This is a genomic window from Proteus sp. HMSC14B05 (assembly GCF_001808035.1).
GTDB lineage: Bacteria > Pseudomonadota > Gammaproteobacteria > Enterobacterales > Enterobacteriaceae > Proteus > Proteus mirabilis.
This window is the reverse complement of the sequence record NZ_KV791957.1, coordinates 12,341-32,274: the sequence shown is the minus strand read 5'-3', so window position 1 is coordinate 32,274 and position 19,934 is coordinate 12,341. Positions and strand designations below refer to the sequence as shown.

The following is a 19,934-nucleotide window of genomic DNA, read 5'->3' as shown; positions in this document are numbered from 1 at the left end:
ATCAGTCTGAACGCAGTAGGGATCCACGTCCTTTGGGGCGTGGAGGATGTCAAATAGTGATGATGAATAAACCAGCATAAAATAAATGATTAATAATCAGTGAGTTATTTTGTTTGTTGATTTTTTGAACGCATAACTATTTTGTACAAATGGCGTCAACTATGATAAAACGCAATAGTTAGTTATAATTCTTAGATAATTATTCTTTCCGGTGATAGAATGCCAACCTTGTTTTTCTCTGTGTTGAACTCTTTGTTAAGAATAACAATTCAGTATGAATAACACCGCGCTTTAACTCTGTCTTGAATCACAATGTTTTTGGTAAAAGCAGCCCAAAAATAAGGGCATAATAGAATAACTAGAGGTTTTTAGTGTCAACTGCAAACACACCTGAAGATGAACAGAAACCGAGTCTGAATGCGTTTAAACAGCCTCGTGCATTTTATCTCATCTTCTCAATCGAATTATGGGAACGTTTTGGATATTACGGCTTACAAGGGATCATGGCCGTTTATCTGGTTAAAATGCTGGGTATGAGTGAGGCGGAAGCTATCACTGTTTTTGCCGCATTTACCGCATTAGTTTATGGCTTTGTGGCAATTGGTGGCTGGCTTGGCGATAAAATTCTCGGGACAAAAAGGGTTATTGTCCTAGGGGCTATTGTGCTGGCAATTGGTTATGCCATGGTTGCTTTCTCCGATCATGATAAAGATATGATTTACTGGGGATTAGCCACTATTGCGGTGGGTAATGGTTTATTTAAAGCCAATCCTTCCTCTTTATTAGCCACCTGTTATGAGAAAGATGATCCACAATTAGATGGTGCATTTACCATGTACTATATGTCGATTAATGTGGGATCATTTTTATCCATGTTAGCGACACCATGGTTAGCGGCGAATTATGGTTGGGATGTCGCTTTCGCATTAAGTGTGGTGGGGATGTTGATCACACTGGCAAACTTTATGCTATGTCGCGGTTGGATCAAAGATAAAGGCTCTAGGCCTGACTTTGAGCCACTAAACTACCTGAAACTGTTATTAACGCTGGTGGGGATTGTTGCTTTAACGGCAGTATCAACGTGGTTATTACATAATAATGAAGTGGCAACATGGTCTTTAGCGATTATTTCATTAGGTATTATCCTGATTTTTGCCCGTGAAACTTTTATGATGAAAGGGGTTGCACGGCGTAAAATGATCGTCGCTTTCTTACTGATGGTGGAAGCCGTGGTATTTTTTGTTCTTTATGATCAAATGCCAACATCATTAAACTTTTTTGCAATCCATAATGTTGAACACGCTATTTTAGGCTTTAGTGTTGAGCCAGAGCAATTTCAATCACTTAACCCATTTTGGATCATGCTAGCTAGTCCATTATTGGCTGCTATATATAACTTTATGGGTGATAAATTACCCATGCCTTATAAATTCACAGTGGGAATGTTTTTGAGTGCAACTGCATTCTTAGTATTACCATTGGGGGCGAGTATGGCAAATGAAGCTGGTATCGTTTCATCATGGTGGCTTGTTGCCAGTTATGGCTTTCAAAGTATTGGTGAGCTGATGATCTCAGGATTAGGTCTTGCGATGGTGGCCCAACTAGTGCCACAGCGTTTAATGGGCTTTATTATGGGCGCATGGTTCTTAACATCTGCGGCAGCTGCAATTATTGCTGGTAAAGTGGCAAGCTTAATGGCCGTTCCTGAAGACGTACAAAATGCACACGCATCATTAGAAATTTATAGCAGTGTATTTTTACAAATAGGTATCGTAACAGGTGTTATTGCACTGTTAATGCTATTTACTGCCCCTATGCTGAGTAAAATGACACAGTAATATGTGAAATTTATTGTCAGACAATAAAAGGATGCCTTAGGGCATCCTTTTTTATATCTATTTAAAAATAAAGTTAATTTTAACAAAAAATATCTATAGTACTTGATAATGTTGTTTTTTATTTATACTTGTTTTATACACTTTACTCACTATATAATGAATAAAATGTAAAAGAGAGGTGGGTATGAACAGCGTAATACAAAAACGAACATCACAACAATTATCGGTAGAGAGAGTGGCTGTTCTAGAAAGAATGACTGTTCTTACAAAAGAATTGGTTAATGAATTAGCAGAGAAGAAAAGTTTAGCAAGTGCTTTAAAAATGAGTGATAACGAATTGGCTCAGTTAATTTTTGAAACTCAACTGATACGTTCGTCTGCAATTTCACCAAGAGAACAACGTAAAATAGCCCGTTTAAACGAAGGCGCTATTAAGTTTTCTGAACGGCTAAAAGAGCTTGGAGGCACATGTAGAGCTAGCCAAGCTGCAGCTATTTTGGGAGTAAAACGTCAAACGATTAATAATCGGTTAAAGGCTAATAAACTATTAGCGGTTAAAGTGGGAGGAGAATATCGATTACCTATTTTTCAATTTGATGGTAATCGATTAGTGGATGGATTAGATGAGATCTTAATTTTATTGGATAGTTTAAGCTCAACAACAAAAGTATCATTTTTAACGAGTATGTATTTTTTTGAGGATGAACAAGATATTAATGTTATTGATGCGCTTAAAAAATATGGACGCATGAGTGAACAAATGCAAGAAATTATTCATCAAGCTAAACTTTTTGGAAAACATATTTCAAACTAATAAAAATCTACTCATTATCGTTGATCTTAAAATGTAATGTTTCAGTAATGATCTCAAGTCCTGTAATGTCTTGATAGGGCCAATTTTGCGGAAAATTTTCTTTTTTACAATCTGTGTATAAATCAAGGGAGCAGTGAGAAATATCAACAAGAGGAGGGATAATATGTTTTCTACACCAAAAGGCTGTACACATTCCATAGTAATGCCTTGAAGAGTAGGTTATACCATCATAATCAAGCCCTGGGGTATTGGCTGCCCAATCAACAATATTCTGAGTAATGTCATAACTTTTCCCCATGACTTGGTCTGCAGTGATATGCAATATGCCCTGTAACTTTGGTATATCAATAAGTTTTGTTTTACGTGTAGTTGCAAGTGTGTATATCTGAGCTTTTTTTAGATCACTAAGACCTAAAATAAAAGCCTTATTATGTTGATAGTGACGTCCTAATGATTCAGCAATAGCTACAACTGCATAATCAGCGGTATAGCATATTCCCGTTATGCCTGTTGGATCATTGTAGCGACCCATTTCTAATGGATCTGTAGGTGCAAAATAGTGCACTCCTGACGTGTAATGTTTCCATTGCCATCTTTTTTGCTGGTTTTCCTCTTGGATTTTATAGGGGATATGACCTTCGGCTTCTAATTGTGCCAATTCTTTATGCAAATTTTTTTTGTTAACCATTTAGCTTTAAGCACTCCCTGCGATATAAAAATATTCTTTAACAGGGTAAAGAGCAAATTGTGTATTATCAATTGATTGATATATAACAAGATTAAATTCAGATAAACTACAGTGATTAGATTAATTATATTGATGCAACAACACCACCTATTAGGGTGGTGTTGTTGTGAATAATAAATTCTAAGGAGAGTAAAATATTTCTTGCTAGCAACGATTAACTAGCGACTTTATCAACTTGCAATGCTATCTCTTTTTCCCGTGAGCTGGTGTTTACCGCGATCCAGCCTTTATAAGCTAAAGGTAAGAATGCGATAACAATGGCTAATGCAGAAACAGCTGCAACATAATAAGCTCCTGCCATTGCCGTTTTTTCCAACCAAGCACCCGTTAACATTGGCGTTAAGCCACCAAATACGGCATAGGCCATATTATAAGCAAAAGAGAGGCCAGAAAAACGAATTGAAGGAGGAAATGCTCTAGTACTCACAATTGGCGTTGTGGCAATTGCACCGACAAAAAAGCCCATCAAACCATAGTTAAATGCTAATTGGATACCAGACATATTGGCATCTAAGCTTCCATAAAAATGGAATGCGGTAACAATTAATCCACCCCATGATAAGGTCATGGATGCACGGGTTCCTAATTTATCCCCCAACCAGCCCCAGAAGATACATCCTAAGGTCAGCGTTAAGGTGGCAACACAGTTAGCTTCTAACGATGTTGTTCTGTCTATTTTGTAGATCCCTTCAACAATGACACTGGGTGTCATCAAAATAGTAACAACAATAGCTGTAGATAAAGACCATGTTAATGCTGCAGTAATTAAGCAGGCTTGTTTATGGTTTTTGATAACCGAAACCACCGGCATTTCTTGTGCTAAGGCTTTTTTAGCCGCCATCTCTTTAAAGATAGGTGTTTCTTGTAAAAAACGACGTAAATAAACCGAGATCAAGCCAAATATGCCACCTAAAATAAAGGGAATTCGCCATGCAAAATCATTCACTTCTTGAGCGCTATAGCTGCGTTGTACAATAATAGCGACGATAGAGCCTAATAAGATGCCACCAGTAATACCGGATGTTAAGGTACCCACCCCTAAGCCATAACGCTGTTTCGGGGTGTGTTCGGCAATAAATACCCAAGCCCCGGGCATTTCACCACCGATAGCCGCTCCTTGCATAATACGCATCAATAACAGCAATAACGGTGCAGCCACACCGATGCTGGCATAGGTAGGTAATAAGCCAATCACCAAAGTAGGTACAGCCATTAAAAAGATACTTAAGGTAAACATACGTTTACGGCCGATAATATCGCCATAGTGAGCCATAATGATGCCACCTAAAGGACGAGCAAGATAACCGGCAGCAAAAATACCTAATGTCTGCATCTGAGCGATAAAAGCGTTATCACCAGGAAAGAATAAATGGCTCAATGTTTTCGTAAAGAACACGAAGATCACGAAATCATAGAACTCCAATGTTCCTCCTAGTGAGGATAAACCCAACGTTTTATAGTCGTTGCGGTTTAAAGGTCTTGCCGTAGGTTGACTCAACGGCTGAGTGGAGTGTGATTGTGATGTCATAATAACAACCTATATTAATCATCGTGATAAAAAAGAGTAAATAACCAAACCATCAATAAAATTCTTAAAAAAGTTGATCACAAAGGTGGCAATAAATAACGTTAAAAAGTTATTTATCGTCTTTTATACAAGAAAGAATAATATTGTAATGATGTAAATAGTTATATCAGGAAGCTCTTTATGAAGTAAAGAGCATAAAATAAAACAATCTGATAAGTTGTCATTGTGAGCATCTGTAGTTTTTAATGCTAAGTTTTGTTTGTTTTGTGATTTTTAGGACGGTTTTTATTTTCTTGTGTAGTTTTTTAATAAAATTAGAGGTTTTGTTCTTACCTTTATTTTCATTTATTAGTTATGGTTAAAAAAACTATTTATTGAATATCATTTCAATTTTTCTAAATTGAATTAAATAATAAAATTAGCGTTATTTTAATTTATTATTTCTTGTGAATTAAATAATAATTAGATTATTAATTAATAAATATTGATGTTTTGTAGCAATATAACCTGTTATTAGTATTGTTTTTAGGGTATTCATCTAAAATGAATCTAGTTGTTCATTGGTTTTAAATTTCTTAAAATTGAAAATTATTGATATTAAATGTCAATCAATATGGTTATTGTAAGCGTGGTTACGCATTTTTATTTAAAATATAGATTTTAAATAGTTAAATGATAAATAGGGAAAAACAGCAAAAATCATCTCAAAGCGTCATTATCTGGTTATAATTACATCAGATGTCGGTGGATATAGCAGGGGGAGTGATGAATTCAATTTCGATAAGTGCGGTGTTGTTAGCCGCGATTGTGCTATTTGCATCTGTGTTTGTTGTCGCTTTAGCTAGTAGTCTGCTACTAAAAAAAACGCTGTATGGGAGTCTGCAACAAGATAATTTATCAGTCAGTGTTGCGGTAAGAAGAACGTTTATGGTATCGCTTGTTGTCGCATTACTACTGGTCTATTACTTTCTTTCAACAACAACCTAAAAAATCTATAAAAACAAAAACGCCACTGTGATGTACTCTACAGTGGCGTTTTTATCTGTTTTATTAAACTAAGAAAATAGTGGCTAGGCCTAAGAAAATAAAGAAGCCACCAGTATCGGTGATCGCGGTGATCATCACACTTGAGCCAATAGCCGGATCTTTACCCAGTTTTATCATGGTCATCGGTATTAATACTCCCATCAAGGCAGCCATTAATAGGTTGAGTACCATGGCCATTGTCATTACGGCGCCCATCGCAATATCACCATAAAGGAAGTAAGTTACAACTCCCATTATTCCCCCCCAAACAATACCGTTGATAAGGGCAACACCTAACTCTCTTAAAATTAAGAACGAGAAACTACCAGTCTGAATTTGATGTAGTGCTAATGCACGCACAATCATAGTAATGGTTTGGTTACCGGTATTTCCCCCAATACCTGCAACAATGGGCATTAAAGTTGCTAAGGCGACTAATTGGGAAATGGTATGCTCAAACACACCGATAACACGAGAAGCGACAAAAGCAGTACATAAGTTGATAGCAAGCCATGTCCAACGTGTTTTAACCGCTTGCCCGACAGGGGCGAATACATCCTCTTCTGGGCTTAACCCCCCCATACGACGAATGTTGGTATCGCTCTCTTCATGCATATTATCGACGATATCTTCAACGGTTAAACGTCCCATTAACAGGCCATTACTATCAACAACTGCAGCCGAAATTAAGTCATAACGTTCGAACGCACCCGCTGCATCTTCGCCTTTCTCTTCGGGCATAAAGCTGACAGTATCGGTTTTCATGACATCAGAGACCCGTTTATCCGGCGACTGGGTTAATACTGTGGTTAAGGGTAATTCACCTAACAGATGATTGGCATTATCAATAACGAAAATTTTATCCGTGGCTTCAGGAATAGAGCCACGTTGGCGTAAATAACGTTGAACCGTTTTTAATGTTACGTTGCCACGCACGGTGACAAACTCAAAATCCATCATCTGTCCAACACTATCCTTCGGATATTGCAGGACTTCTCTGATCCTATTACGCAGACTTGGTTCTAAATAGGTCAAAAGACGACGCATGGTATCACGGGGTAAATGCTCCGCAATATAGGCCTGTTCATCCACATGCAAAGAAGCGACTGAGCGTAATAATTCACGATCCGTCATATCTTTAATTAGGCTGTCCCAAACGGCGACAGAGGCTTCGACTAAAACCGCACCACGCTCATTATTATCAACCAAATGCCATAGGGCTAAACGTTCATCATAGGGAAGGGCTTCAAGAATATCTGCAATATCTGCCGCGTGTAGATCTTGTAGTAATTCTCTAACAGTGGTGATTTTTTCATGAAGTTCATGGTGGCTCAGCCTATCACTTTCACTTGCTTCACCTAACACTGTTTCAACAAAACGGTCATCTTCAAGAAAGATGTTCAGAATTTGTTGACGCAGGTGTGCCACTTTTTGTGAATATGGATTGATGGCAGCCGCAGTATCATTATTGATAGCTGATTGAGACATGTTATTCCTTTTTAATTCTTACGAGGGAGATAACCATTAGTATTCATTATTCCATTTTAGGATGATTATCGGTCTTCTCCATATAAAAAAATAGCGATCTTGAAAATATTACATTGGGTATTTTCATATTATCGTCACAAATCAAACCTTACGTTGTTATGTGATAGTTGTTGTATGATAAATGCAACAAAAGACGCATTATACCGCGTCTTTTTCTGTATAATATCATATTGTTAAGCAGATTCCTCTTTTATATCCAGTTTCCAGCCTGGAACGGCCTGCCAATGCTCCTGTTCTTTTTCTAAATCCAGTTCCATCAATGTGTTATCGGCAAGATAATTTTTAGGAAAATAGAGTGTCCAGTGATTATCATCGGTCACTAAACGTAAAGAAACCGGTTTAGTGGTTGATTGACGCTGATTATTAAGTAGTGTTGCTAACCTAAGTATTTGTACTAATGGATAATACTGTTTCTTTTTATATAGATTAAATTTAGGTAACTCATCAAACTTAATTGCTTTGCGATGATAACGAACTAATGTAGTTAATAATTGTTGTTGTTCTTGATTAAAACCGGGTAAATCTGTATTCGAAAGAATATAAGCAGAATGACGATGCAAACCACTTAAATTGATACTTAATCCCACTTCATGCAACATCACCGCCCATACTAAAATCGCTTCTAGATCAGGACGAACCAGTTTAGGATTTTGTTCCGCCCACTGAGCATACAGTGATTGCATTGTGGTGAGGACGCGCTTAGCTTGTTCACGATCGATATTATAGTGTTCAGCAAGACTTTTGGCGGTACGCTGGCGAATATCTTGATGACGAAAACGGCCTTCCATTTCATACAATACACCTTCACGTAATGCACCATCAGATAAATGGAGAGCCTTTAAGCCTAGGGTATCGAAAATACCGCATAAAATGGCTAAACCAGGTACAAAACTGTGTTTACGCTCATCGGATAATCCCGGTAGGGTGATATCCTTAAATTTTTTAAACCGTAGTACCTGTTTGGTCAACATTAATAGGCGTTCAGGGGTGATCACACCATCTTTTTCACCAAACTCAACCAAAATTTCATGTGCAGCCTTGATAGTACCCGATGCGCCTAATGCGACATCCCAGCCGGTCATTTTATATTGCCAAGCAATTTTTTCCATTTTACGTGCTGCTTTTTCGCGTGCTTTACGAAAAGCGGATTCGCTAATTTTTTGGTTCGGGAAAAATTGACGGCTAAAACTGACACAACCCATACGCTGGCTTTCGATCAAGATGGGTTCAAAATTTTCTCCGATCACTAATTCGGTAGAGCCTCCACCAATATCAATCACTAGCTTACGCCCTTTTTCAGATTGCGTATGCTCAACGCCCATAAAGATCAGGCGTGCTTCTTCGTGACCAGAAATAATTTCAATAGGATAGGGCATCACCTCTTTTGCGCGTTGCAAAAAGACTTTGGCATTGCTAGCAACCCGTAACGTATGTGTACCGACCACAGTGACATTTTCTGCTGGAAATCCCTGTAACCTTTCAGCAAAAAGGGAAAGTGCAGAAAGCCCCCGCAACATTGCTTCTTCACTGAGTTTATCATTATCATCAAGGCCATCGGCAAGATATACCCGTTGTTTTAAACGACTTAATACCTGTAAGGCACCATTGACAACACGGGCTATGATCATATGAAAACTATTAGAACCAAGGTCTATAGCCGCAATTTCTAAAGGACGTGGTGAAGAAGAGTCATCTTGTAATAAAGGCATTGATTACGCTCGTGATCCTGGTTGTTCTAATGATTTAAGGTATTCATATACAGCAAGTTGGGCGCGGATCTTACGTTTATTTCCTCGAGGAACATAGCTATTTGTTAGATCTTTATCTAAATATCGTGCTTTTACAGTATCATTAAACTGGATCTCAAGAATATCCAAAATACGCTGTTTTAGCTGAGGGTCGAGTAGTGGTACGGCAACTTCAATACGATAATCAAGGTTACGAGTCATCCAGTCTGCGGATGATAGGAAAATTTTCTCATCCCCTTTATTGGTAAAGACATAAACACGATCATGCTCTAAAAAGCGGTCAACAATACTGGTGACCTGAATATTTTCACTAAAATCGGGCTGATTAGGGACTAAAGAGCACATACCGCGTACTAATAGGCGGATTTTAACACCTGCTTGTGAGGCATCATAAAGACGATTAACTAACTCTTCATCGACTAAATTGTTAACTTTTAAGGTAATACCCGCAGGGTGCCCCGCTTGAGCATTGTGAATTTCATTTGTGATCAACTGGTTTAACAAAATACGTGAGTTTTGCGGTGATACCATTAAATGTTCAAAAGTCACCGGACGATAAGGGTTTTCAATAAAATTGAACACTCGACGTACTTCATTATTAATTTCTGTATTCGCGGTTAACAGAGAATAATCGGTATAAAGGCGTGCGGTTTTTTCATTAAAATTCCCAGTACCAATATGCGCATAGCGAATGATCTCGCCTTCTTCCAAACGAGAAATAATAAATAATTTCGCATGAATTTTTAAGCCGGGCGCTGAAAAGATAACGTGGACGCCAGCTTCGGTTAAGCGTTTAGCCCAATGTATATTCGCGGCTTCATCAAAGCGAGCTTGTAATTCAACGACCACAGTGACACGCTTACCATTGTGGGCGGCGTGGATCATCGAATCGATAATCCGAGAGTCTTTTGCTACGCGATAGATATTGATTTTTATCGAAATAACACTGGGATCAAAAGACGCTTGGCGTAATAATTCCAATACATGCTCAAAGGTATGATAAGGATAATAAAGTAACACATCACGTTCACGGATCGCATCAAAGCCATTACGGAAATTATCAAACCAAACATGCCGTAAACGAGGAATAGGTTTATTTAATAGAAACTTACTACCCTCATTAGGAAAATTAATAAAGTCTTTAAAGTTGTGATAACGCCCACCAGCAATGACCGAGTCATTATTAGATAAACCTAATTTGCTACGCAGTAAAGCAACCATTTCATCGGGCATATCACGTTGGTAGACAAAACGAACAGGCTCAGCGGTAAGACGTTGTTTTAAGGTAGATGACATCATTTCTAATAAGCTGGATTCCATTTCAGTGGCTAAATCATATTCAGCATCACGTGTCATTTTCATGGAATAAGCATTTAAAGAATCATAGTCAAAGAAGCCTTTAAAAATTTCATCAAGACAATAGCGTAAGATATTATCCAGCAAGATCATTGACTTTTTCTTACCTCGGCCTTGTTCTGTGGGCAAAATAACAAAACGAGGGACTTTATCGGAGGGGATCTCTAACAAAGCGTAGTGAATAGTTTGCCCCTGAGCAATTTCAACGGCTAAATATGTGTAGTCATCTTTTAAAAACTCAACCAAATTAGTTTCAGGGTTGATAAGGATCGGCGTGATATGTTTTCTTAAGTTTTGGCGAAAATATTGGCGTAACCAAATTTGTTGATTAGGTGAGATTTGCCGTTCATTGATTAAAAAAATCTGATTACGCGCCATTTCTAAAAGCAAGTCGTTATACAGTGCGTCGAATTCTTGGTCGGCTTTGGCAACTTTAGATTGGATTTTTTTAATTAAATGACGAGCGTGACTGGAGCCAGAGCGTGAGCCGCGCTCCTCATTAATTAAAATACGCCGTTTTACATCCGCAAAGCGAACTTTATAAAACTCATCAAGATTATTTGAATAGATCCCCAAAAACCTGACCCTTTCGATTAGCGGGTTACGTTTATCTGCCGCCTCTTGCAATACTCGCTCGTTAAACGCAAGCCAGCTGATCTCTTTATCAATATAGAGTCGTTCTTGGGACATCTGAACTCCAACATGGGTTAAAGTTAAATCTTATTATCTGAATCAATCAGACATATTGTTTTATCGTTGCACCCGGTTTAACAAAATTTTCCGGTCTTGCTGCTTTGGCTTTTTGTTCAAAATAAGGGGCTTGGAATGTACACATTCTAATCGCAGAACGGTAAGAGCCATTAACAAAAAACTCATCTATTAAATCACCTTCTTTCTTAAAGCCAAGCTTTTCATAAATATGAATCGCTTTAGCATTCTCTTTATCGACGATTAAATAGAGTTTGTATAAATTAAGTACAGAAAAAGCGTAGTCCATCGCTAACTTTGCCGCGCGGGCTGCATAACCATGGCCTTGATGAGCAGGGGCGATAATGATTTGAAACTCAGCACGACGATGAACATAATCAATTTCAACCAGCTCAACTAAACCGACTTTTGTGCCTTCACTTTCAGCAATAAAACGTCGTTCACTTTGGTCGTGAATATGTTTTTCATATAGGTCGCTTAACTCAATAAAAGCTTCATAAGGCTCTTCAAACCAGTAGCGCATAACGCTAGCATTATTATCAAGTTTATGGACAAAAGGAAGGTCTTCTCTTTCGAGAGGACGTAATTTTATAGGTGGAACTTTCTTACCACCGGACATAAGCACCTCGGTGAAAATGCATTGAATAAAAAGAGAAAAGGGTGACACAATAAAAGTCACCGCGGGCTACAGTGTAGCACAAAGTGACTTTTTATCTTAAGTGAAACCGTTAATCAAGATTGTCAAACAGAACATTACCATCAAGTAGCGCCCGATTATCTATCATTTTTAATCTCTCTTCTGCTAACCAACTAATTGCGAGAGGATAAATGCGATACTCTTGTGTTTGTATTTTTGCTTGCAAACTTTGTTCGGTATCATCAGGAGAGACGGGAATACGCGCTTGAATGATCATCGGGCCACCGTCTAATTCTTCCGTGACAAAGTGTACGGTAGTACCATGAAAAGTATCTTTATTCTCAATAACTTGTTTATGTGTATGCAGACCGGGATATTTGGGAAGTAAAGAGGGATGAATATTTAATAGCTTATGCTGATAATGGTTGACAAATAACGGCGATAAAATACGCATAAAGCCAGCAAGAACCACAATATCAGGCTGATAGCCATCAATTTGAGTGATTAACGCTTTATCATAAGCTTCTCTATCAGGATAATCAGCCGGATCGATAAAGTAAGCAGGGATATCCGCTTGTCTCGCTCGTTCAAGGCCATAAGCTTGTGCTTTATTGCTGAAAACAGCCACAACTTGGCCTGCGATTTTATGCGCCCTACAGGCGTCAATAATCGCCTGTAGGTTGCTACCATTTCCTGAGATCAGGACCACAATATTTTTCATGGGGGTACTTTTACTAATTGATAATCACTTGTGCATCACCCGCTGCTTGCGGGGCAATATCACCAATTAACCATGCCTTTTCACCACAGGCATTAAGATGTGATAGCGTTTTTTCAACATCAGCTTGGCTCACGGCGATTAATAAGCCGACACCACAGTTAAAGGTACGATACATTTCATGAGTGCTGACATTACCCGCCTGTTGTAGCCAGTTAAAGACCTCAGGCCACTGCCAACTTTGGCTATTAATACGAGCTTGCGTATTTTCAGGTAGCACGCGCGGAATATTTTCCCAAAATCCACCGCCAGTAATATGTGCCACTGCGTGAATATCAACGTTTTCAATTAATGACAGCAGTGATTTTACATAAATACGGGTTGGCGCTAAGAGTTTATCAGCCAGTGATGTATCACCTAATGGGGTAGTTTCAGCACAGGCACCACTGACTTCAAGAATTTTTCTGATCAGTGAATAGCCATTAGAATGAGGGCCACTTGAAGCGAGAGCAATTAATGCATCACCCGCTTTAACTTTGCTACCATCGATAATCTGTGATTTTTCAACGACACCAACACAAAAACCGGCGATATCATAATCGTTACCATGATACATGCCGGGCATTTCCGCTGTTTCGCCACCCACTAAGGCACAGCCGGATTGCTTACAACCTTCAGCGATACCCGTTACAACCCGTGCGGCAGTATCGACATCTAACTTGCCTGTGGCATAGTAGTCAAGAAAGAAGAGAGGCTCAGCACCTTGAACGATTAAATCGTTAACACACATTGCGACTAAATCGATACCAATATCATCGTGGCGATTTAAGTCCATCGCAAGGCGAAGTTTAGTACCGACACCGTCAGTGCCTGACACTAAAATAGGTTCGCGGTATTTAGTGGGAATAGCGCATAATGCACCAAAACCACCTAAACCCCCCATAACTTCAGGACGGCGAGTTTCTTTTACTACACTTTTAATACGATCGACTAAAGCATTACCTGCATCAATATCGACACCGGCATCTTTATAGCTGAGAGAGGATTTGTTAGTCACGTCTAGCCCTCACGGCAAGTTGCTGTTAAGAAAAAATGTGTGCGGTGGCTATTCTAGCAGGCAAAGCAAACGTTTGCGAGGATCTTCTTTTTAGATCACAATTATTCATGTTAGTGTGGTTAAAAGCTGTGCGATTGATCAATATCAATAGAAAAACGATGGAAAGTCACTAAAAAAGCGGTATAATCTCGCGATTTTTTTGTCTGGCTGCGTCGTACATTAGGAGAAATTATGAAGATCGTTGAGGTAAAACACCCACTCATTCAACATAAATTGGGGCTGATGCGAGATCATGATATAAGCACTAAACGCTTTCGTGAATTGGCTTCAGAAGTTTCCAGTCTACTGACGTATGAAGCTACCGCCGATTTAGAAACAGAGACGGTAACAATTGAAGGTTGGTGTGGCCCGGTTGAGATAGAACAGATTAAAGGAAAAAAAATTACTGTTGTACCTATCCTCCGTGCCGGTCTTGGGATGATGGATGGAGTATTAGAAAATATTCCTAGCGCCCGGATCAGTGTAGTTGGTGTTTACCGCGATGAAGAAACCTTAAAGCCCGTCCCTTACTTCCAGAAACTAGCCTCTCATATTGAAGAACGTATGGCACTTGTTGTTGACCCAATGTTAGCAACTGGTGGCTCTATGATTGCCACAATTGATTTATTAAAAAATTCAGGCTGTACTTCAATTAAAGTTTTAGTGTTAGTGGCTGCGCCTGAGGGGATCAAAGCATTAGAAGAAGCTCATCCTGATGTTGAGTTATATACTGCATCGATTGATAAGCATCTTAATGAGCATGGGTACATTGTCCCAGGCCTTGGTGATGCGGGTGATAAGATATTTGGTACAAAATAATGATTAAGCCGACTTTGATAGTCGGCTTTTTTTTGGATCACTTATTGGTTTGTTTTATCGCTGAAATTTAAATTCCATTTATATCTATTTTAAAGAGAGGTCGTAAGCATGACTCGTCGTGCAATCGGGGTAGAAGAGCGCCCACCATTATTACAAACAATCCCATTGAGTTTTCAACATCTGTTTGCCATGTTTGGTGCTACTGTACTTGTGCCGATTTTGTTTAAGGTTAATCCGGCCACCATATTATTGTTTAACGGTATCGGTACTCTGCTTTATCTCTTTATCTGTAAAGGTCGTATTCCTGCTTATTTAGGTTCAAGTTTCGCCTTTATCTCTCCGGTGTTATTGCTACTTCCTTTAGGCTATGAATTAGCATTGGGCGGGTTTATTGTCTGTGGGGTGCTATTTTGCCTTGTTGCTGGCATTGTGAAAATCGCCGGACGCGGATGGATTAATGTGATGTTTCCTCCTGCGGCAATGGGCGCAATCGTTGCCGTAATAGGTCTTGAGTTGGCCGGAACCGCCGCTAATATGGCTGGATTATTACCTAGCGCAGATAATCCCGTTGATAGTCAAACATTGATAATCTCTATGGTGACACTGGGTGTGACTATTTTAGGCTCAGTGATGTTTAGGGGATTTTTGGCTATTATTCCTATTCTTATTGGCGTGTTAGTCGGTTACGCACTCTCTTTCTTTATGGGCGTTGTTGATGTGACACCGATTAAAGAAGCCAATTGGTTTGCTCTGCCTACCTTTTATTCGCCGCGTTTTGAGTGGAGTGCTATTTTTATTATCTTGCCGGCGGCATTAGTGGTTATTGCCGAACACGTAGGGCACCTTGTGGTAACCGCGAATATTGTTCAACGTGATCTCATGAAAAACCCAGGCTTACATCGCTCTATGTTTGCAAATGGTTTTTCAACCATTATCTCCGGATTTTTTGGCTCTACACCTAACACGACTTATGGTGAAAATATCGGTGTTATGGCTATTACTAAAGTGTATAGCACTTGGGTCATTGGTGGTGCAGCAATTATCGCCATCTTACTTTCTTGTGTTGGTAAATTGGCAGCCGCGATTGCAGCGGTTCCCGTACCGGTAATGGGCGGTGTCTCTTTATTACTGTATGGTGTAATAGGGGCGTCCGGTATTCGCGTATTATTAGATTCGAAAGTTGATTATAACAAACCACAAAACTTGATATTAACAGCGATCATTTTAATTGTCGGTGTAAGTGGTGCATCAATTCAAATTGGCGCAGCTGAACTAAAAGGCATGGCTTTAGCAACGATAGTCGGTATTGTTTTAAGTTTAGTATTTAAGTTGGTGAGTATTATTCGCCCAGAAACTGAGTTAGTGGATGATACTCTGGAGTCAATTAACGAACATACAAACACCAAGTAATCATTGATGAGCTTTTTTCGCTAATATTTCGTCATTGAACTAAAAAGCAGTCATAGACTGCTTTTTTTATTGGTTATTTTTTATTCTTATCAGATAAACAAGAACTCTTTTGTTATAAAAAGCGTTTAAAACTTAGAAAAAGAAAATAAACTTAATAATAATATTTATTTAACGCAAATAAATGAGACAATGAGATTGTTAGTGGTTTAGTGATAGCGATACTTTTTAGCTATTATTGAGCTAAAAATTATTTTAAGGTTGTAACAAAGCTTTTAAAAGGGTGACGACGCTAGTTATGGAAAAACTTGTTGATATATACGACTTTATCGTATCTAAGCAGATTTTCACCACGCTGTTTTTAGTGATCACGTTGCTGGTGGTGTGGTTTCTGGCAAAGATGATCTTTCGTCGTATAGCCAAGCGTCTATTGTTTTTATTCACCGAACTCTCAGATGAAGAGACGATAGAAGATATTGCGAAAAAAAGTGCCTCTATTGTTGCAGTCACTCTGGTTCTCTATATAAACCAGTTATTGCCTTCGTTTTCAGCACAGATGAATATTATCTTTGAAACGGTTTGTCGTGCTTTTATCGTCATCAATATTGCTTCTCTTCTTAATAACGCGTTAGATATTTTCAATATCAGGCATGCTAAAAAATCGTGGCACCGTAACAATTCGATTAAAGGTTATATTGAAATTGCTAAGATAGTGGTGTGGATCATCGCCTTTATTCTTATTATCGCGCTATTTACTGAACAATCCCCACTGATTATTATTTCCAGCTTTGGTGCGATCGCTGCGGTATTGATGTTTGTTTTCCAACATACCCTTATCTCATTCGTCGCTAATATTCTGATCTCAAATGGTAAAGTGTTAAAACTATATGATTGGATTGAATTACCCAGCAGTAATATTAGTGGTGAAGTGATTGATATCGCACTGCACACAATTACAGTACGTAATTGGGATAACACGATTTCTCGTATACCCACAAAGGACTTTTTAACCGAAAAATACACTAACTGGCAACCGATGTTCTCTTCAGGAGGCCGTCGTATCAAGCGTAGTTTCTATATTGATCAATCCTCTATTTCATTTGCTACAGAACAGTTAGTGCAGGAGCTAAAAAATACTGCGCCACTTAAAAAAAGCATTGAAGCGATGTTAGAAGGTAAAGAAGAAGAGATAGGCGATATTAATACTTGGTTAGAAACCAACGGGGTGACCAATCTACAACTTTTTAGAAAGTATATGTTAAATTGGATCAAAATGCGTGGTGATGTGAGGCCGGATATGTATTTGGTGATAAGAACAATGCCCCCCACACCAATGGGATTACCCGTTGAATTATATTGTTTCACTCGTGCTACCACATGGGTGGAATATGAAGAGACGCAATCAGAAATTTTTGAGTATATAAATGCTTGTGCTAAGTATTTTAAATTAGATATTTACCAGCAACCCTCAGGTCACGATCTCTCTAAGATAACGTTTAAATAGTGAAATAGAATGGCTAAACTGATCTTATATTGATGTCAAAATAAACAGTTTCGCTATTTATTGCTGTCATCTTAAGCAGCTCGTCTTGCTTTTTTAATATTGATTCTGTCATTGATAGAATTTGTGTTAGAATCACGACGTTTATTAAACTATTCAGGTGAGGTGCTTCTGAATACGCCATCACAGCTATCATTACCACTATCTCTGCCCGATGATGAGACATTCGATAGCTTTTACGCAGGGGAAAATGCATCACTCGTTGCAGCGATCCAAACTGCTATTCACCAATCACATGGCAGTTATATCTATTTCTGGTCTCGTGATGGGGGCGGAAAAAGCCACTTGTTGCATGCAGCTTGTGCAGAGCTTTCTTTAGCCGGAGATGCAGTTGGTTATGTTCCTCTTGATAAACGGGCTTATTTCGTACCAGATGTGCTTGAAGGTATGGAGCATCTTTCATTAGTTTGTATCGATAACGTTCAATGTATTGCGGGTGATGAAGAGTGGGAACTTGCTCTGTTTAATCTGTATAATCGCGTATTAGAACTTGGTCGCACCTGTCTATTAATCACAGGGGATAGACCTCCCCGTCAAATTGATTTACAACTTCCTGATCTCGCTTCTCGCCTAGATTGGGGGCAAATTTATCGCTTACAACCGCTAAGCGATGAAGAAAAAATTCAAGCACTACAATTAAGAGCGAAACTGCGTGGATTTGAATTACCCGAAGATGTGGGTCGTTTTGTATTAAAGCGCTTAGATAGAAAAATGCGCACATTATTTGAAATGCTAGATGAACTCGATCATGCCTCTATTGTGGCTCAACGTAAGCTGACCATTCCTTTCGTAAAAGATATTCTTAAGCTTTAATCGCAAGCTATTTAAAACAACGCATTATGCAAATAGACAACCAGTAATAAAAAACCGCTTATCTCGAAAGATAAGCGGTGAGTGCAACAAATAAAGAATGGGGGAAATAATTAATGTGCTTCTACAACTTTTGTTTTCTTCTGCGGAACCACTAAGTAAATCAGATAAAGTGCGGTGATAGCCACAGTGTAACCCGTAAAGATCAACCAGAATGACTGCCAATCAATAACACCATCTGTGGTATACAAATCAATAACCCAGCCACTTAACATCGCACCTAAATAAGTACCAAAACCATTCACTAAGGTCATAAACATACCTTGTGCGGTAGAGCGATATTGTAATGGGATCTCTTTTTCTAGGAATAGTGAGCCGGAGATATTAAAGAAATCGAAAGCACAACCATAGACAATCATGGATAACAACAGAACGATTTGGCCTAATGATGAATAGTCACCGTAAGCGAAGAAACCAAAACGTAAGATCCATGCAATCATACTAAATAATACGATAGTTTCTATTCTCACTCGTTTTAATAACAGGGGTAAAAATAGAATAAAGACCACTTCAGAAATTTGAGAAATGGATAAGAAAACAGAAGGATAATGAGCCAAGAAAGAGTCATCAGCATTAGGTGCTTTGGCCATATCTTGTAAGAATGGAACCCCAAATGTATTGGTAATTTGCAATACTGAACCTAACAATGTGGCAAAGAAAAGGAAAATAACCACATTTTTCTTTTTAAACACTTGTAAGGTATTCGATAAGCTAAAAGCGGCCACTTCTTCTTTTGCTTCTGTTTTATCTGTCGCTTTTGTCGCCGGTAAAAACATCGCAAATACCGCTAAGATAATAGAGGCTATTGCAGCAACAAACAGTTGATCGTAGCTATTACCGAAACCTAAGAAGCTAATAACCCACATTGCAGCAATAAAACCCACGGTGCCATAAACACGGATTTTGGGGAAATAGTCATTTGGCTCTAGGTGTTTTTGCTCTAGTAACTCAAAAATAATACTGTTTGCCATAGAAATGCTTGGCATAAAGAACAATAAATGCAGAAGTGTCGCAAAGAAGAGGGTAGTCACTGTGGTCATTTGGGACATCAGCACTAAAGCAAACGCGGATAAAATATGCAGAATAATAAAGACCAGCTTACGGTTATTTATCTTGTCCGCAATAAATCCCATGATCACCGGTGCGATCAGTGATGCTAATCCTAAAGCACTAAAAATTAGCCCAACGTCAGTACCTTTAAAATGTAATTTATCAAATAGATATGAAGCAAACGTAACAAGCCAAGAGCCCCAAATAAAAAATTGGAGGAATGAAACAAGTTTGAGTCTATGTACGATGTTCATTAAATTTCCTATTAGCCTGGCAATCATCTGGTATTTTGATGATTGATTAGTTTTAGTCGCCCATATGTTGGCTATATTTTCAGTTAGTTTGCCGATATCTATACACTTTTAAAAAAAACATAACGCACTATCTCTAGTGAGATAGCGAGTAGGCATGTGTAAAAGAAGTGGCGAATTAACGTATTTTGCTATGTTGCAGTATTGTTTA

General features: G+C 38.6%; 16 protein-coding genes. 7 read left to right on the top strand and 9 right to left on the bottom strand.

Annotated features, from left to right (window positions below; genetic code table 11):
• The first annotated feature begins 371 nt into the window (after window positions 1-371).
• A complete protein-coding gene (gene dtpA / locus HMPREF3129_RS00510; RefSeq protein WP_004243443.1) occupies window positions 372-1,838 on the top strand; it encodes a dipeptide/tripeptide permease DtpA in 1,467 nt (488 codons plus the stop codon).
• 184 nt (window positions 1,839-2,022) lie between these two features.
• A complete protein-coding gene (locus HMPREF3129_RS00505; RefSeq protein ID WP_004248294.1) occupies window positions 2,023-2,652 on the top strand; it encodes a helix-turn-helix domain-containing protein in 630 nt (209 codons plus the stop codon).
• Between the two features lie 7 nt (window positions 2,653-2,659).
• On the opposite strand, the gene HMPREF3129_RS00500 is transcribed toward HMPREF3129_RS00505, so the two are convergent.
• Complete coding sequence (locus tag HMPREF3129_RS00500) at window positions 2,660-3,340, bottom strand: RES domain-containing protein (protein ID WP_004248293.1); 681 nt, start codon at window positions 3,338-3,340, stop codon at window positions 2,660-2,662.
• Between the two features lie 214 nt (window positions 3,341-3,554).
• Window positions 3,555-4,928 (bottom strand): MFS transporter, encoded by a 1,374-nt coding sequence (locus HMPREF3129_RS00495; RefSeq protein ID WP_004248292.1) that lies wholly within the window; start codon window positions 4,926-4,928, stop codon window positions 3,555-3,557.
• Between the two features lie 765 nt (window positions 4,929-5,693).
• On the opposite strand from HMPREF3129_RS00495, the gene HMPREF3129_RS00490 reads away from it, so the two are divergent.
• Window positions 5,694-5,915: a hypothetical protein gene (locus HMPREF3129_RS00490; protein WP_036895187.1), complete on the top strand. Its 222-nt coding sequence runs from the start codon at window positions 5,694-5,696 to the stop codon at window positions 5,913-5,915.
• 63 nt (window positions 5,916-5,978) lie between these two features.
• On the opposite strand, the gene mgtE is transcribed toward HMPREF3129_RS00490, so the two are convergent.
• From mgtE to purM, 6 genes are all read right to left on the bottom strand, one after another.
• Window positions 5,979-7,442 carry a magnesium transporter gene (gene mgtE, locus HMPREF3129_RS00485; protein WP_004248289.1) on the bottom strand — a complete coding sequence of 488 codons (1,464 nt, stop codon included), beginning with the start codon at window positions 7,440-7,442 and terminating at the stop codon, window positions 5,979-5,981.
• Between the two features lie 233 nt (window positions 7,443-7,675).
• On the bottom strand, window positions 7,676-9,211 hold the full coding sequence (gene ppx, locus HMPREF3129_RS00480; protein ID WP_004243438.1) for an exopolyphosphatase: 1,536 nt from the start codon (window positions 9,209-9,211) through the stop codon (window positions 7,676-7,678).
• A 3-nt stretch (window positions 9,212-9,214) separates the two neighbouring features.
• Window positions 9,215-11,296, bottom strand: coding sequence for a polyphosphate kinase 1 (gene ppk1 / locus HMPREF3129_RS00475; RefSeq protein WP_004243437.1), 2,082 nt, complete (start codon window positions 11,294-11,296; stop codon window positions 9,215-9,217).
• A 46-nt stretch (window positions 11,297-11,342) separates the two neighbouring features.
• On the bottom strand, window positions 11,343-11,933 hold the full coding sequence (speG, locus tag HMPREF3129_RS00470) for a spermidine N1-acetyltransferase (RefSeq protein WP_004243436.1): 591 nt from the start codon (window positions 11,931-11,933) through the stop codon (window positions 11,343-11,345).
• 109 nt (window positions 11,934-12,042) lie between these two features.
• On the bottom strand, window positions 12,043-12,672 hold the full coding sequence (gene purN, locus HMPREF3129_RS00465) for a phosphoribosylglycinamide formyltransferase (protein ID WP_004243435.1): 630 nt from the start codon (window positions 12,670-12,672) through the stop codon (window positions 12,043-12,045).
• Between the two features lie 13 nt (window positions 12,673-12,685).
• Complete coding sequence (purM, locus tag HMPREF3129_RS00460; RefSeq protein WP_004248288.1) at window positions 12,686-13,726, bottom strand: phosphoribosylformylglycinamidine cyclo-ligase; 1,041 nt, start codon at window positions 13,724-13,726, stop codon at window positions 12,686-12,688.
• Between the two features lie 231 nt (window positions 13,727-13,957).
• On the opposite strand from purM, the gene upp reads away from it, so the two are divergent.
• The 4 genes from upp (at window position 13,958) to hda (ending at window position 18,365) form a co-directional block, all read left to right on the top strand.
• The gene (upp, locus tag HMPREF3129_RS00455; RefSeq protein WP_004248287.1) at window positions 13,958-14,584 is read left to right on the top strand and encodes a uracil phosphoribosyltransferase; all 627 of its coding nucleotides are present in this window, start codon (window positions 13,958-13,960) and stop codon (window positions 14,582-14,584) included.
• 108 nt (window positions 14,585-14,692) lie between these two features.
• Entirely contained in the window at window positions 14,693-15,994 is a 1,302-nt protein-coding gene (uraA, locus tag HMPREF3129_RS00450; protein ID WP_036918505.1) for a uracil permease, read from the top strand.
• Between the two features lie 295 nt (window positions 15,995-16,289).
• A complete protein-coding gene (locus tag HMPREF3129_RS00445; RefSeq protein WP_004243426.1) occupies window positions 16,290-17,495 on the top strand; it encodes a mechanosensitive ion channel family protein in 1,206 nt (401 codons plus the stop codon).
• A 162-nt stretch (window positions 17,496-17,657) separates the two neighbouring features.
• The gene (gene hda, locus HMPREF3129_RS00440) at window positions 17,658-18,365 is read left to right on the top strand and encodes a DnaA inactivator Hda (protein ID WP_036896130.1); all 708 of its coding nucleotides are present in this window, start codon (window positions 17,658-17,660) and stop codon (window positions 18,363-18,365) included.
• A 110-nt stretch (window positions 18,366-18,475) separates the two neighbouring features.
• On the opposite strand, the gene HMPREF3129_RS00435 is transcribed toward hda, so the two are convergent.
• Window positions 18,476-19,726 carry an MFS transporter gene (locus tag HMPREF3129_RS00435; RefSeq protein WP_004248286.1) on the bottom strand — a complete coding sequence of 417 codons (1,251 nt, stop codon included), beginning with the start codon at window positions 19,724-19,726 and terminating at the stop codon, window positions 18,476-18,478.
• Between the last annotated feature and the right edge of the window lie 208 nt (window positions 19,727-19,934).

Excerpts from the sequence above, each read along its gene's own strand:
- HMPREF3129_RS00505 (WP_004248294.1), top strand. The coding sequence starts at position 2,023 with ATGAACAGCGTAATACAAAAACGAACATCACAACAATTATCGGTAGAG.
- HMPREF3129_RS00500 (WP_004248293.1), bottom strand. The coding sequence starts at position 3,340 with ATGGTTAACAAAAAAAATTTGCATAAAGAATTGGCACAATTAGAAGCC.
- HMPREF3129_RS00495 (WP_004248292.1), bottom strand. The coding sequence starts at position 4,928 with ATGACATCACAATCACACTCCACTCAGCCGTTGAGTCAACCTACGGCA.
- HMPREF3129_RS00490 (WP_036895187.1), top strand. The coding sequence starts at position 5,694 with ATGAATTCAATTTCGATAAGTGCGGTGTTGTTAGCCGCGATTGTGCTA.
- mgtE (WP_004248289.1), bottom strand. The coding sequence starts at position 7,442 with ATGTCTCAATCAGCTATCAATAATGATACTGCGGCTGCCATCAATCCA.
- ppx (WP_004243438.1), bottom strand. The coding sequence starts at position 9,211 with ATGCCTTTATTACAAGATGACTCTTCTTCACCACGTCCTTTAGAAATT.
- ppk1 (WP_004243437.1), bottom strand. The coding sequence starts at position 11,296 with ATGTCCCAAGAACGACTCTATATTGATAAAGAGATCAGCTGGCTTGCG.
- speG (WP_004243436.1), bottom strand. The coding sequence starts at position 11,933 with ATGTCCGGTGGTAAGAAAGTTCCACCTATAAAATTACGTCCTCTCGAA.
- purN (WP_004243435.1), bottom strand. The coding sequence starts at position 12,672 with ATGAAAAATATTGTGGTCCTGATCTCAGGAAATGGTAGCAACCTACAG.
- upp (WP_004248287.1), top strand. The coding sequence starts at position 13,958 with ATGAAGATCGTTGAGGTAAAACACCCACTCATTCAACATAAATTGGGG.
- uraA (WP_036918505.1), top strand. The coding sequence starts at position 14,693 with ATGACTCGTCGTGCAATCGGGGTAGAAGAGCGCCCACCATTATTACAA.
- HMPREF3129_RS00445 (WP_004243426.1), top strand. The coding sequence starts at position 16,290 with ATGGAAAAACTTGTTGATATATACGACTTTATCGTATCTAAGCAGATT.
- HMPREF3129_RS00435 (WP_004248286.1), bottom strand. The coding sequence starts at position 19,726 with ATGAACATCGTACATAGACTCAAACTTGTTTCATTCCTCCAATTTTTT.